This window comes from Salipiger sp. PrR003 (assembly GCF_010500785.1).
Lineage (GTDB): Bacteria > Pseudomonadota > Alphaproteobacteria > Rhodobacterales > Rhodobacteraceae > Salipiger > Salipiger pacificus_A.
Map to the genome: position 1 here is coordinate 1 of NZ_JAAGOV010000041.1, position 13,843 is coordinate 13,843.

Genomic DNA, 13,843 nt, shown 5'->3' on the forward strand with positions numbered 1-13,843 from the left:
GCCATCGGCCGCAGCATCGACGCCCGCCTGGCGGCGAGGGCGCTCCGCAGCGCGATCGCGGAGCGGCGTCCCTTGCCCGGCTGCGTGTTCCACACGGACCGCGGATCCCAATACGCGTCGGAGCTGCATCGAGGCATTCTTGCCGAACAGGGCTTCTTCGGATCTATGAGCCGCCTCGGCAACCCGTACGACAACGCAAAGGCCGAGAGCTTCATGAAGACACTGAAGGTGGAGGAAGCTTACCTTATGGAGTATGAGTCGTTCGACGCCGTCGCCACCGGCCTGCCCCGGTTCATCGAGGCCTACAACAACCGCCGCCTGCATTCAGCCTTGGGCTATCTCAGCCCGGCACAGTTCGAAGATCGCCACGCCCGCGCCATGGTCAAGCCGCCGCCTGAGAATGTCCATCTGCAGGGGCGCATTCCAGACACAATGAGGTCCATGGCCTATGATTGGAATCAGTCCGAGGCTGGAATGGGTAAAACGGTGCCGCAAGGACGGAGACCGGAAGTCCGCCGTAGCTACGAACCGTTCCTGCGTCGGGGTCGAAACCGCCATTCAACGGAGGGCGAATTAGGACATCACGCCGCGCTGCCGCAGTTCGGCCAATAGCCCTGTCTCACCGCCGCGCGGTGAGCCGCCTTCGCACACGCAGCAGGATGCGTCGCATCCCGTCGCGGTCGGGGCTACCAGGCACTCACCCGGCCGCTGCTGTTGCCTTTTCCGTTGCCGTGAGCTTTGGCCAGCCGCGCGGCTGACTGTACTGAACTTTGCACGGCAGACGTCGACGTTTTCAGAGTTAATCTCCGCTGACCCGTCATGATCTCCCTTGGTGCATGCGGGATGACCGGCGTGATCGGCACGAGGCAGTTATGCCTCACCACCTGATCCGCGCGAGGGATGGAAGGCCCCCTAAGTTAGACCGCTTCAGCCGGTTTCGTTCACGACAGATATGTCGCCCGAAGCTAACGGCGCAAGGAGGCGCGCTCAACCTGCCAGTCAAACTTGACAACGCCATATTCTTTTGTATTCTCATATTTCCGTATTTTGCTATAGGAGGGGCGATGCCTGATATTGTCCTTAGCCGGAGCGCGTTCGAGCGCCTCCAGAGCCACGCACAGCCGCTTATCGATACGCCGGAATCGGTGATCCTGCGGGCGCTCGACGCCCTGGAACAGCAAACGGGACGAGCGACACCACACGCAAGCGTCGGCGGATCGCCTGAACGGGAGATCGACACGCGGGCTCTGCCCCGCCTGACCCACACCAAGTTGCTCGACGCGACAATCGACGGGGAGCCGCTGACAAAGCCGAACTGGAACTCGCTGCTCGACGAAATGCTGCGGCGCGCAATGCAGCGCGTCGGCAGCTTCGATGAGCTTCAGCGGATCTGCCCGGTCAACATGGTCAAGGGCCGCAAGGAAGACGAAGGCTACGGTCACCTGCCAGAGATCGATGTTTCCGTGCAGGGACAGGATGCAAACGGCGCGTGCCGGGCCGTTGTGACCGCGGCGCAGGCGCTCGGCACGAGCCTCGAGATCGGCTTCATGTGGCGGCACAAGGAAAACGCCGCCCATCCTGGCGAGCTGGGACGAATTCGGATTTCGCCTCGCGCCCAGTCCACTCGCAAATGAGCCAGCCCCATTGAAGTGGTCCACCCACGAAGCCTGAAATCCGATAGGATTTCGGCGAACAGGAGGACTACAGAATGGCTGGAGAGCGTGAGAAGCCGGAAGACATTGTCACCAAGCTGCGCCAGGTCGAGGTGTTGCACGGCCAGGGCCTGTCGATGGCCGATGCGGTGCGACAGATAGGTATATCGCAGCACACGTTCTACCGGTGGCGTAAGCAGTATGGCGGTATGAACCGGGCACAGTTGTCGCGGCTGAAGGACCTCGAGAAGGAGAACCTGAGGCTGCGGCGGGCGGTATCTGACCTGACGCTCGAGAAGCTGATCCTGACTGAGGCTGCACGGGGAAACTTCTAAGCCCTTCGCGCCGTCGCGAATGCGTGGAGCATGTGCGCCAGACACTCGGCATCTCCGAACGCCGGGCCTGCCGGGTGCTCGGCCAGCACCGCTCCGCGCAGCGCAAGCCGCCCCAGGGCCGGGAAGACGAGGCGCGGCTGACCGCCGACGTCATCGAACTGGCCCGGGAGTATGGCCGCTACGGCTACCGCCGGGTCGCCGTGCTGCTGCGCCGGGCGGGCTGGCAGGTGAACCGCAAGCGGGTGGCACGCATCTGGCGGCGCGAAGGGCTCAAGGTCCCACACAAGCAGAAGAAACGCGGCCGCCTCTGGCTGAACGACGGCTCCTGCGTGCGGCTGAAGCCTGAACATCCCAACCACGTCTGGTCCTACGACTTCGTTCATGACCGGACCAGTGATGGCCGGGCCTACCGGACGCTCAACATCCTCGATGAATATACGCGGGCGGCGTTAATGATCCGTGTCGACAGGCGACTGAACTCCACCGATGTCCTGGACGCCCTGACCGATCTCTTCATCCAGCGCGGCCCGCCTCGGTTCATCCGGTCCGACAACGGCCCGGAGTTCATCGCGCAGAAGGTCCGCGACTGGATCGAGCTGGTGGGGGCGAAGACCGCCTACATCGAGCCGGGGTCACCTTGGGAGAACGGTTATTGCGAGAGCTTCAATGCGCGCTTCCGGGATGAGCTATTAAATGGCGAGGTCTTCTACTCGTTGAGGGAGGCGCAAATCCTCATCGAAAGATGGCGAAAACACTACAACATGGACCGGCCGCATAGTGCCCTCGGATATCGGGGGCCGGCGCCCGAGGTCTTCATCCCGGTAGATCGAAGACCGACAAAGCATTAGCATTTAACCCGGACCACTCGATGGGGTCAGCTCAAGCGGCGCGCCACTATCGCCCCCGCGGGTGTCATAGGTGAACTGATAGGTGCAGAGCATCTCCTGCGAATTGTCAGCAAAGGTGCTCGGCATGAAGTCCCCCCAGTCGGTGATGAGCGCGAAGGAATTGGCAAAGAAGCTTTCGACCAACGCGCGCCGGTATGATCTTTGACGCGGCCCGATGGCCAATCTCCGCTCGCGCATCATCTGCCACAGATCGGTGTCGTCCACCTGGATCAGGGCGAGATCACGCGCCTGATTTTCGGTGGGCACGGTATTGTCCAATCCGGCCTCGCCCAGGAGCGCAACGATCGTCGCCGTGGTCTCCTCGTCGTAATCGGCCTCGAAACCCCGGAACACGAGGTCGATCCGGGCGCCGAGCGCGGAGAGGGTGCCAGACCGTTGCACAGCCTCAACCGCCACATGGCGCGGCGTCAGAAGGAGGCCGAGCGCGCCGTCGATCACCACCGCATTGCCGCGATAGCTTTCCACGCTGCGCTGGCCATGCACATAGACTTTCGCGACGGTGCGATTATCGCCCTCGGGCACCTGCAAGACCGTGTCGTAATAGTCGAGCGGCGTCTTGCAGAGGTCCGCCTCCTGCGCCTGGGCGGGCCAGAAAGCGGCGAGACCGAGCGCAAGGCCGGGGCCTACGATCCACTTCGCCCTGGCCATCATGCGCCGAATATCAGGGTAATCCGCTGCAATTCCGACCCGGACACAGTGCCGCCCGCCCCGGTATCGATCGGAGGCACCGCAACGCTGACCTCGCCGTTGGCGCTTTCCACCAGGGCGAATTCCAGCATGATGACGAAGGCCGTCGCCTCCAGCGGCGGCTGGCCGCCCATGGCGAAGCAGCGCGCCGCCGCGCCTTCGAAGATCGCGCTGGCCAGAACGGAGCGGATCAGTTCGTCGGCGGCAGAGGTGCTTTCGGCGGCATCGGCACTCGGCGGGGTCAGCACCATGCGCACATTCGACGTGACCGAGTTTTCGCGCACCGCGCCGAGCTTGACTATCCAGAAGCCCACCCGCCCGTCGACCTCCAGCCGGTTGACCACGTTAAGCTCCACCTCGACCGTCGAGAGCGGCAGCATCTGGTTATCATCCAACGCGACTTGTGCATCGAGCAGCGCGAGCTGGATCGCACTGATCATGCTGGACAGGGTGACTTCGGCGGCGTGGGCACGCGTCGGCAAAGCAACATGGGCCGCCACGATCAGGGCAAGCAGGGATCTCCACAGCATCGGAAACCGTCTCCAAACGAGGTCAGGCAAGGAAGGCGTGCAAATGATGCCGCCGCCAGACCGCCTTTTTCGCAAGCGGTCTGGAGATACTGGTGACGTTACCTTCAGAAAGCATGGCATGTGACTATCAGATGAAGTGCTCCCCTAAGGGAGAGCTAATCCAAGCGCCAAAGGGAAGCCTGGACCCGGGGCTACTTTGGGCTGATTGTGTTGAAAAACTCCCTCACCGGGCAATCACCGGGCTCCGACCAAAATTTCGTTCTGGTGAAAGTCAGATCTCCCTCTCCGACGCGGAATTTTAGCCCCAAGTTAGAACGGGCGTTCTGGAGTTTCGTGCTGTATTGGAGCCACCCGAGTTTTTCAACAAAAATGGGCTCGAACCAGACTTGCTGCACTGTGGCGAGCCGAACAACGGAACCGCCACATCGGTCGTCACTCACGGCCCAAAGCCGCCGTATATCACAGTGATCAGCGCTGCAGCGCAGCCTACTTCAGACATTTGCTTGCCGGAGTGGACTGACGCATCTCGGGCGCCTTGGTGTGGCAGCAGGCTAGGGCAATCTAGGCTGCGCCCTTCCATGTGCCTGGCGCAACGTAGACGACGCTCTCATCGACGCTGACCATCACGTCGCCGTCTTGGATATTGACCTGGAGCTTCATCGCGCGGCTGGCCAGCTTGGCCAGTGCGGCAGTGTCGGCGTCCGAGAAATTGATCACTCGCAGATTGTCGAAACGGCTGGTGCCGTTCTTAACCTTGTCCCACCACACTTCGGCAGTCCGGCCGCCATAGGGGTAGATAATCACCTTCGCGGCTTTGCTGCAGGACTGCCGTATGACCTTCTCGCTCGGAAGCCCGAGTGCCACCCACAAATCGATCTCGCCGCTTAAACTCTTCTGCCAGATGTCAGGCTCATTGTCCGTCGACAGTCCTTTGGTCAGTTCCAAGTGCTCGTGCGCATTTAGGGCGAAGGCGACGATGCGTACCATCAGCCGCTCATCGGTCTCCGAGGGATGCTTGGCAACGGTCAGTTTATGGGTCTCGTAATAGTGGCGATCCATGTCCGAGATCGACAGTTCGATTTTGTAAATGGTGGCATTTTGCGCCATGATCTTCGCAACCCTTCCAAGGTTCGGGCTGCCTACCCCGTCCGGTAAACCTTGGGAAGCAGATATGGAGGCTGAAAACAACCAAGCCGCGACATAGCGCGTCCAAGGTAGGGGCCAGGGGGATGTATGACCCGGTCAGCGTTCCCGCCGGGTCAACCGCAGTCTCGGCCCTGACCTGCCGTTCAGTCCCTTGCCGATCGCCGCGGTGCAGCTTCACCAGACCGGCCATTCGTCTATCGCGCAGCATTATCGGAGGATGAAGGTCGGAAGTGCGGGACCTACCTGACTTTCGCTGCGACCGCGCGGTGTGAGATTTGTGCAGTAGCCTCACGGCGATCCTGAGATCGGTGCCGTCAGGCAGCCTCGTAGCTGGAGAAGACCTTCGTCCCGCCATCTCCGAGGATCAGGAACACGTCGTAGGCTTCCCGCTCATGCTCTGGCCCCATGCCCGGTGATCCATAAGGCATGCCGGGCACGGCGAGACCGACGGCATCGGGGCGCTCGGAGAGGAGCCTTCGGATGTCGGCCGTCGGCACATGCCCCTCGATCATGTAGCCCTCGACCTCGCCGGTGTGACAGGAGGTCATCTTCTGGGGGATGCCGTTCTCGAGCTTGTACCGGATCAGGAGCGTGCCGTAGCTGCGCTCGGTGGTGACGGTGAAGCCGTCCTCCTTCAGGAGCTCGATCCAAGCGGTGCAGCAGCCGCAATTGGGATCTTTCAGGACGTGGATTGCCGGAGAGCTTTGGGACAGACCGGCGGTCGGCCCTGTCGCGGCGAAGCACGCGGCGGAAGCCATCATGGCGCGGCGGGTGAGGATCATCGGTGTCTCCCTTTCAGGTCGTTGCGGTTGCGTGATCGGGGCGTGTCTCAGCGGTCAGACCGACGTGCCCCGCAGGTTCAGGCGTGCGGGTGGGACGGAAGAACAGCAGCCGCAGGGCGTTCATCGTCACCAGCACGGTGGCACCGGTATCCGCGAGGATTGCGATCCAAAGGCCGGTGATCCCGAGCACGGTAGTCACGAGGAATATCGCCTTGAGGCCGAGCGCAATCGCGATGTTCTGGCGGATGTTCGACATGGTCGCACGGGAGAGGCGGATCTTGCCCGGCACATCGGTCACGCGGTTGCGCAGGATCGCCGCGTCGGCCGTCTCGAGCGCCACGTCGGTGCCCGAGCCCATGGCAACGCCAACATGCGCGGCGGCGAGCGCCGGCGCATCGTTGATCCCGTCGCCGATCATCATCACGCGGGCCTCCGCCCTCAGGTCGCGGATCGCCGTCACCTTGTCCTCCGGCATCAGTTCCGAACGATGTTCGATCCCGAGCTCTTCAGCGATGGCTTGGGCCGTGCGCGGGTTGTCCCCCGTCAGCATGACCGAAGATATGCCGAGCCCGCGCAGTTGCGCGATAGCGTCCGCCGCGTCGTCCCGCGGCTCGTCCCTGAGCGCGATGAGGCCCTGAGGCACGTCTTCGCGCAACACGATGACCACCGTCTTGCCCTCGGCTTCCAGCGCCGCCACGCGGGTCCGCAGGTCGTCCGTGAGGGCACCGCGCTCGTTCGCCAGCCGCGGGGAGCCCACGCTGACGGTCACGCCGTCGATGGAGGCTTCCGCCCCCTTGCCGGGAAGCGCGCGGCCGCCGGTGGCCGTCGCCGCGCCCACGCCTCGCCGGTCGGCTTCGGCGCAGATCGCCTGTCCGAGCGGGTGGCTCGCGCCGCTCTCGACCCCGGCGGCAAGCGCCATGAGGTCGTCGCCGCTTCCACTCAACACAGAGACATCTGTCACGCGGGGCCTGCCATGTGTGAGCGTCCCGGTCTTGTCGAAGGCGACATGGGTCGTGCGGGCCACCGCCTCGATCACCGAGCCGCCCTTCATCAGCAGGCCATTGCGCGCTCCCGTGGACAGGGCCGAGGCAATCGAGGCTGGCACCGAGATCACCAGCGCACAGGGGCAGCCGATCAGCAGCAGCGCAAGCGCCCGGTAGATCCAGTCACCCCAAGCCAGCCCAAAGGCCAGCGGCGGAACGATAGCGACGAGAACAGCGATCCCGACCACAGCGGGCATGTAGACCCGGCTGAACCTGTCGATGAAGCGCTCGGTGGGTGCGCGGGCGCTCTCGGCCTCTTCCACGAGGCGGACGATGCGGGAGATGGTGTTGTCCTCGGCCGACCTCAGCACCCGCACGCGCAGCAGAGCTTCGGTGTTGATCGACCCCGCGAAGACCTCCGCGCCCGGCTCCTTGAGGCTCGGGACGCTCTCGCCGGTCACTGGGCTCTCGTCGACACCCGACGTGCCCTCGATCACCTCGCCGTCGCAGGGCACGCGGTCACCGGGCCGGACTTGCACGACCTGACCTAACTGGAGCTTCTCGGCCGCGACCTCTCGTGTCTTGCCTCCCACTTCGAGCCGTGCCGTCTTCGGCACGAGCTTCGAGAGGGCGCGAATACTGTCGCGCGCCTTGCTCGCAGAGACTCCTTCCAGGAGTTCGCCCACGGCGAAGAGGAAAACGACGAGCGCCGCCTCTTCCGGCTCACCGATGATCAGCGCGCCACCAGCGGCGATGGTCATCAGCATCTCGATGGTGAAGGGCATGCCGGCCCGCGTCATGGCCAAGGCGCGCTGCGCCACGGGCAAAATCCCAACCAGTGTCGCCAGCACGAACGCCCAATGCGCGATCTCAGCCGGCAGGACAAACGTTGACGCCCAAGCTGCCGAGAGCAGTGCGCCGGTTCCGAGCACGAGGCGACCCTTGGACGTCATCCACCAAGAGGTCGGCGCGTCATCGGTGGGCCCAGTGATCACCTCCGGCGCGCTGTCGATTTCCACGGCCTCCGCCGCATCCGCAAAGGCGCCATCCGGCAGGACAAAGCCACCCTTGGGCTTCTCTGGCCGCGCGCCCTTTGGCGCGATCCCGAAGCCGACTCCGCGCACTGCCTTCTCGATGTGCTCTGGCGGTGTCTGTGTCTCATCGAGCGTCAGTCGCAACCGCTCGGCCATCAGGGCGACATCAACACGCTCGACGCCAGGCAGGCGCTCGACTGCGCCGCGCACCTTGGCGGCGCATGACCCGCAATCCATGCCTGTAACGCGCCATTCGCGTTGTCGTGTGCTGCCATCGGCCATACCGAACCTCCGTTGTGATTCTCGGTTGAACTTAGCTATACGGGCTACAGCCACTGTAGGTTCAAGCCTCGCGAGGAAGGTTTTCCGTATCTTTGGCCGCGGGGGACACGACGCGCTAACGAGGGAAGGAGACGCTCATGCTGGCCATTGGAACACTGGCAAAGCGGACGGGCACCAAGGTGCAGACGATCCGCTATTACGAACAGATCGGTTTGATGCCCGAGCCCGGGCGCAGCGAGGGGGGGCAGCGCCGATACGGGCCGCTGGAACTCGACCGGCTCGCATTCATCCGGCACTCTCGACAACTCGGCTTTTCGCTGGAGGCGATACGGGAACTCCTGGACCTCTCGGACAGCCCGGAAAGGTCCTGTGCGCAGGTCGATGCGGTTGCTCAGAAACAGCTCCATGAGGTTGAGGCACGCATCGCTCGGCTTGAGGCGCTCCGGGTCGAACTGCAACGGATGATCGGCGAGTGCAGGGCCGATCGGGTTGCGAACTGCCGCATCCTTGAGGTGCTACGCGACCACGAAGAGTGCCTCTCTGATCACGACCGGCCCGGCTGCTGATGCCGAACGTGTTGATCTATCCGCTCGCGGCCCTGGCCGAGGTCGCCGGCTGCTTTGCAATCTGGGTCTGGTGGCGGGGCGCGTCGATCTTCTGGCTGCTGCCAGGGATTGCGAGCCTTGCAGCGTTCGGCTGGTTGCTGGCACCGGTCGAGGCAGGTTTTGCCGGCAGAGCCTTTGCAGCCTACGGAGGCGTCTACATCGCCGCGTCGCTGTTCTGGATGTGGAGCGCTGAAGGACAGCGGCCAGACCTATGGGACATCGCTGGTGCCAGCCTGTGCCTGATTGGCGCCGCAGTGATCCTTTTCGCTCCACGCGCAAGTTGATAAGGGCTCGGAGCGGGCTTGCGGCAGCACGGCGCCCCCATCACCCAGGCGAGGCGGCCATCTGGCGAGGGCGGCCTATTGCGGGCCTTCGCCCAAGGGTCAAGCGTTGTCCTACGGTTTCATCATGGCGGCCATTCGCGCATCACGCAGCATCTCTGTCCCTCGAATGACGGCAGAGCCGGCTCAAAGCCGACATCGCGGCTTTTCCGGACAGTGCTCGGTCGACCCGTGTCAGCCAGTCGCGCCGGATTTGCCTTGCCGTAGGCCCTCACGGGGTCTTGGGCCGGACGGGCGTTCAGCCCTCCGTGGTTCCGGCCTCGATGTCTCGGAACTGGCGCGTCACCAGGTCTTGTGCGACGCCGATGTGATACCTTATGGCCTCGCGCGTCGCGACCTCGTCACCGCGGCGCAGGGCAGTGACGATCGGCTCGTGGGTTTCTGCGATCTTGTGCGGATCGTCGTAGAGCCGGCCGATCACCATGATCGAGAACTCGGTTTCGGCGGCGATCTGATCGAAGACATGCAGGAACTTGGGGTTGCCGCTGCCGGCGCAGAGCAGGCGATGGAACTCCATGTCCGCCTCGACTTGGGTAAGCATGTCGGCGCCGGCAGCGGCAACCTCGTGCAGCGTGTCGATCTGCGCGGCGAGCCGGTCGATCGTGTCGGTCAGCCCGTTCCGAAGCACCCGCTGCGCGGCGGCGATCTCGATCACCATGCGCAGCTCGTAAAGGTCGTTCAACGCCTCGGCCGAGGTCTCGCGCACGAAAAAGCCGCGATTGGCGTGGTAGGTCACCAGCCCCGAGTTCTCGAGCAGCCGCGCCGCCTCGCGCACCGGGGCGCGGCTCACGCCCAGTTCGCGCGCGACCACCGATTCCGAGAGCCGCGCACCGGGGGCGAGCTGGCCAGTGACGATGGCCTTGCTCAGCAGCGTGGCAACGCGCTGCACGAGCCCCTCGCGGTCAAGGGGTTGGAAGCCGGTCTGCTGTGGGGGTCTCGCCATGCCGTCATGCGCCTGAATTTCCCCCAAGGGTAAATGCGGTTTTGACGATTGTCGACAATTCCCTTGACCGGGGCAGGGGGGCTGCCCTTACCATGAGGTAAGAATGTGCACGGTGCTCGCCCCGCGGCGAGCCTACCAGAGGAGAGCCGAATGCCAGATGGCGCGCCGACGTCCACAGTCCAGACCCTCCGCCGCGACCTTGCCGCCGCGTACCGGCTGATCGCCCTCGAAGGGATGGATGACGGCATCTACACCCATATCTCGGCGCGCCTGCCCGACGGCCCAGAAGGCGAAAAGCGATTCCTGTTGAACCCTTTCGGCCTGCGGTTCGACGAGGTGACGGCGGCAAACCTCGTGACGGTGGACGAGACCGGCGCGGTGATCGACGATCCCTTTGGCGCGGGCGTCAATGCCGCGGGGTTCACCATCCACTCGGCCGTGCATATGGCGCGGCATGACGCGCTGTGCGTGCTGCACACCCACACCGTCGCGGGGGTGGCCGTGTCGTCGGTGAAGGAGGGGCTGCTCAGCCTCAACCAATGGTCGGCGCAGTTCCACGGGCGCATCGCCTACCACGCCTACGAGGGCATTGCGCTCGATCTTGCGGAGCGCGAGCGCATCGTTGCGGACCTCGGCGACAGGCAGGTCATGCTGTTGCGCAATCATGGCACCCTGCTGCTGGGCCGCTCGGTCTCCGAGGCGGTGAAACTGGCGCTCAACCTCGAGCGATCGTGCAAGGCGCAGGTGGCAGCGCTCGGTATGGGGCTGACCGCCGACGTGCTGCCCGAGGCGGTCGCCGAGCACACGGCGCGGCAATACCAGCACGCCTATGACTCGGTCGAGCTTCGCGGCAAACCCGACCCCGAATGGGCCGCGCATCTGCGCCGGCTCGACGCTCACGCCCCTGATTACCGGGGCTGAGCCTCTGCCCGCCCCGGTCAGTTTCCGGGGCCTGACTTTCGAAGAAAAGCAGTCAAACAGAACCAACAGGGACCCCATGAAAACACTTAGAGCGACCACTTTCCTGATCGCCGCCACCCTTGCCGCGCCGCTTGCCGCGCAGCAGGAGGGTGGCCGCCTCGACATCGTCGTGCAGCCCGAACCGCCGGGGCTGATGATGGGCCTCGTGCAGAATGGCCCCACCCAGTTGGTGGCGGGCGACATCTACGAGAGCCTGCTGCGCTACAACGCCGACCTCGAGCCGCAACCCAGCCTCGCCAAGAGCTGGGAGATCTCGGACGATGGGTTGACCTACACCTTCCAACTTCAGGACGGGGTGACCTGGCACGACGGTGAGCCCTTCACCGCCGATGACGTGGTCTTCTCGGCCGACGTCTTCCTGCGCGAGACACACGCCCGCCTGCGAGCCTCGCTGGCCTATGTCGAGAGCATCACCGCGCCCGACGACACGACGGTGGTGTTCCAGCTCAAGGAGCCCTTTGGCCCGTTCATCAACGCCTTCGAGGCAGGCACCATGCCGATCGTTCCCAAGCACATCTACGAGGGCACCGACTACGCGACCAACGAGATGAACGCGACGCCCATCGGCACCGGCCCGTTCAAGTTCGAGAAATGGGAGAAGGGCAGCTACATCCACCTGGTGAAGAATGAGGACTACTACCTCGACGGCAAGCCCTACCTCGACGAGGTCTATTACCGCGTGATCCCCGATGCTGCCGCCCGTGCCGTGGCCTTCGAGACCGGCGAGGTGGACGTGCTGCCCGGCGGCTCGGTCGAGAACTGGGATGTGCCGCGGTTGACCGAGATGGAGGGCGTCTGTTCCACCGGCGCAGGCTGGGAATTCTTCGCGCCGCTCTCGTGGATGTGGCTGAACAACCGTCAGGGGCCCACCGCCGACGTGCGCTTCCGCCAGGCGGTCATGTACGCCATGGACCGCGACTTCGTAAAAGACGTGGTGTGGAACGGCTTCGGCAAGGTCGCGACCGGACCGGTCGCCTCTTCGACCAATTTCTACAGCGATGATGTCACCCACTACGACTACAATCCCGACAAGGCCAAGGAACTGCTGGCCGAGATGGGCTATGACGGCGAGGCCGTACGCATCCTGCCGCTGCCCTACGGCGAGACCTGGCAACGCTGGGCTGAGGCGGTGCGGCAGAACCTCTCGGAGGTCGGCATCAACGCCGAAATCGACAGCAGCGACGTCGCGGGCTGGAACGAGAAGACCTCGCAGTGGGACTACGATCTCGCCTTCACCTACCTCTACCAATATGGCGACCCGGCGCTGGGTGTGTCGCGCAACTACGTGGCGAGCCAGATCAGCAAGGGCAGCCCCTGGAACAACGTCGAGGGCTACGAGAACCCCGAGCTCGACGCCAAGTGGTCCGCAGCCGCGGGAATGGTGAACACCGAGGACCGTGCTGCCGCCTATGCCGAGATCCAGAAGGAGATCGTCGACGACGTGCCCGTGGCCTGGCTTCAGGAACTGGAGTTCCCGACCATCTATCGGTGCAACGTCAACGACCTGGTGACCACCGCCATCGGGGTGAACGACGGTCTGCGCGACGCCTGGGTCGAAGAATAAGTCACAGCCACGGGGCGGGCCGGTGCCGGCCCGCCCCTGAGCCGTCCTCCGGCGGAGGACAGGAACCAACGGGACGTCCGGGGGCCTATGACCATACTCACCGTAATCCTGTCACGGGCGTTCAAGGCGTTCCTGACACTCTTGGCCATCGCGGTCCTGAACTTCTGCCTGCTGCATGCGGCGCCGGGCGACCCGGCGGTGGTGCTGGCGGGCGAGGCGGGGGCCGCCGACGAGCAGATGATCGAACAGTTGCGCGAGCGCTTCGGTCTCGACCAGCCGTTCTACGTGCAGCTGGGCAAATACGTCGGCAGCGTGCTGACGCTGGATCTCGGCTATTCCTTCCGGCAGGGCGCGCCCGTCGCGCAGCTCATCGCCGAGCGGCTCCCCGCGACACTGCTGCTGACGTTGACCGCCTTCGTGATCTCGCTGGTGCTGGGCATCGCCTTTGGCGTCGCCGCCTCGGCGCGGGTGGGCAAAGCCTCGGACAGCCTGCTGACCACGCTGGCGCTGCTGTTCTACGCCACGCCGCTCTACTGGGCCGCGCTGATGGCGGTGCTGGTGTTCTCGGTCTGGCTCGGCTGGCTGCCCGGTTTCGGCTACGAGACGGTGGGCGCAGGCTACACCGGATTGGCGCGTGCCTTCGACATCGCCAAGCACCTCGTGCTGCCGGCGCTGACTCTCGGGCTCTTCTTCATGGCGGTCTACATGCGGATGACCCGCGCTTCGATGCTGGAGGTGAGCCAGCTCGACTTCGTCAAGACAGCCAAGGCCAAGGGCCTGTCGGGCCCCGCCATCCGCCGCCGCCACATTCTGCGCAACGCGATCCTGCCGGTGGTCACGCTTGCGGGCCTGCAGGCGGGGCAACTGGTGGGCGGCGCGGTGCTGACCGAGACGGTCTTTGCCTGGCCCGGCATCGGGCGGCTGATGTTCGAGAGCCTCGCGGCGCGCGACTACAACACCATCCTCGGGGTCTTCCTCGTCTCGGCGGCCATGGTGATCCTGTTCAATATCGTCACCGACATCGTCTACCGGCTGGTCGATCCGCGCATCGGCGCGAAGGCATGAGGAGG

At 64.4% G+C, this 13,843-nt stretch carries 14 protein-coding genes; 8 read left to right on the forward strand and 6 right to left on the reverse strand.

The features are described 5' to 3' along the window. The 3 genes from G0D83_RS13725 to G0D83_RS13735 form a co-directional block, all read left to right on the forward strand. Positions 1 to 612, forward strand: a 612-nt coding sequence (locus G0D83_RS13725) for an integrase core domain-containing protein (protein ID WP_164194972.1), incomplete at its 5' end; no start/stop codon positions are given. A gap of 452 nt (positions 613 to 1,064) precedes the next feature. Further along, a complete protein-coding gene (locus tag G0D83_RS13730; protein ID WP_164194974.1) occupies positions 1,065 to 1,634 on the forward strand; it encodes a T4SS efffector SepA family protein in 570 nt (189 codons plus the stop codon). A gap of 74 nt (positions 1,635 to 1,708) precedes the next feature. Further along, positions 1,709 to 2,835, forward strand: a protein-coding gene (locus G0D83_RS13735; protein ID WP_164194976.1) for an IS3 family transposase whose coding sequence is annotated in 2 segments (ribosomal slippage) — positions 1,709 to 1,973 and positions 1,973 to 2,835 — 1,128 coding nt in all. Because the reading frame shifts where the segments join, the coding sequence is not laid out codon by codon here. Between the two features lie 3 nt (positions 2,836 to 2,838). On the opposite strand, the gene G0D83_RS13740 is transcribed toward G0D83_RS13735, so the two are convergent. From G0D83_RS13740 to G0D83_RS13760, 5 genes are all read right to left on the reverse strand, one after another. After that, positions 2,839 to 3,546: a hypothetical protein gene (locus G0D83_RS13740; RefSeq protein ID WP_164194978.1), complete on the reverse strand. Its 708-nt coding sequence runs from the start codon at positions 3,544 to 3,546 to the stop codon at positions 2,839 to 2,841. Continuing rightward, on the reverse strand, positions 3,543 to 4,112 hold the full coding sequence (locus G0D83_RS13745) for a trypco2 family protein (RefSeq protein WP_164194980.1): 570 nt from the start codon (positions 4,110 to 4,112) through the stop codon (positions 3,543 to 3,545). The genes G0D83_RS13740 and G0D83_RS13745 overlap by 4 nt, the downstream gene beginning before the upstream one ends. 561 nt (positions 4,113 to 4,673) lie before the next feature. Then, positions 4,674 to 5,219 carry a YaeQ family protein gene (locus tag G0D83_RS13750; protein ID WP_164194982.1) on the reverse strand — a complete coding sequence of 182 codons (546 nt, stop codon included), beginning with the start codon at positions 5,217 to 5,219 and terminating at the stop codon, positions 4,674 to 4,676. Between the two features lie 353 nt (positions 5,220 to 5,572). Continuing rightward, entirely contained in the window at positions 5,573 to 6,040 is a 468-nt protein-coding gene (locus G0D83_RS13755; RefSeq protein WP_116599949.1) for a DUF411 domain-containing protein, read from the reverse strand. A gap of 13 nt (positions 6,041 to 6,053) precedes the next feature. Continuing rightward, positions 6,054 to 8,339, reverse strand: a complete 2,286-nt coding sequence (locus G0D83_RS13760) for a heavy metal translocating P-type ATPase (RefSeq protein WP_164194985.1) — start codon at positions 8,337 to 8,339, stop codon at positions 6,054 to 6,056. A 137-nt stretch (positions 8,340 to 8,476) separates the two neighbouring features. Between G0D83_RS13760 and G0D83_RS13765 the strand changes: the two genes are divergently transcribed. Continuing rightward, positions 8,477 to 8,905, forward strand: a complete 429-nt coding sequence (locus G0D83_RS13765) for a helix-turn-helix domain-containing protein (protein ID WP_164194987.1) — start codon at positions 8,477 to 8,479, stop codon at positions 8,903 to 8,905. Further along, positions 8,905 to 9,228 (forward strand): YnfA family protein, encoded by a 324-nt coding sequence (locus G0D83_RS13770; protein ID WP_164194989.1) that lies wholly within the window; start codon positions 8,905 to 8,907, stop codon positions 9,226 to 9,228. Before G0D83_RS13765 ends, G0D83_RS13770 begins: the two co-directional genes overlap by 1 nt. A 295-nt stretch (positions 9,229 to 9,523) precedes the next feature. Here the strand turns inward: G0D83_RS13770 and G0D83_RS13775 are convergent, their stop codons facing one another. Continuing rightward, entirely contained in the window at positions 9,524 to 10,228 is a 705-nt protein-coding gene (locus G0D83_RS13775) for a GntR family transcriptional regulator (RefSeq protein ID WP_164194991.1), read from the reverse strand. A gap of 150 nt (positions 10,229 to 10,378) precedes the next feature. Here G0D83_RS13775 and G0D83_RS13780 point away from each other — a divergent pair, with 150 nt between their 5' ends. The 3 genes from G0D83_RS13780 to G0D83_RS13790 all read left to right on the forward strand — a co-directional run bounded on the left by G0D83_RS13780 (position 10,379) and on the right by G0D83_RS13790 (position 13,838). Further along, positions 10,379 to 11,149 (forward strand): class II aldolase/adducin family protein, encoded by a 771-nt coding sequence (locus tag G0D83_RS13780; protein ID WP_164194993.1) that lies wholly within the window; start codon positions 10,379 to 10,381, stop codon positions 11,147 to 11,149. A gap of 76 nt (positions 11,150 to 11,225) precedes the next feature. After that, the gene (locus tag G0D83_RS13785; RefSeq protein WP_164194995.1) at positions 11,226 to 12,773 is read left to right on the forward strand and encodes an ABC transporter substrate-binding protein; all 1,548 of its coding nucleotides are present in this window, start codon (positions 11,226 to 11,228) and stop codon (positions 12,771 to 12,773) included. A gap of 87 nt (positions 12,774 to 12,860) precedes the next feature. Continuing rightward, positions 12,861 to 13,838 carry an ABC transporter permease gene (locus G0D83_RS13790; protein ID WP_164194997.1) on the forward strand — a complete coding sequence of 326 codons (978 nt, stop codon included), beginning with the start codon at positions 12,861 to 12,863 and terminating at the stop codon, positions 13,836 to 13,838. Positions 13,839 to 13,843: the final 5 nt, after the last annotated feature.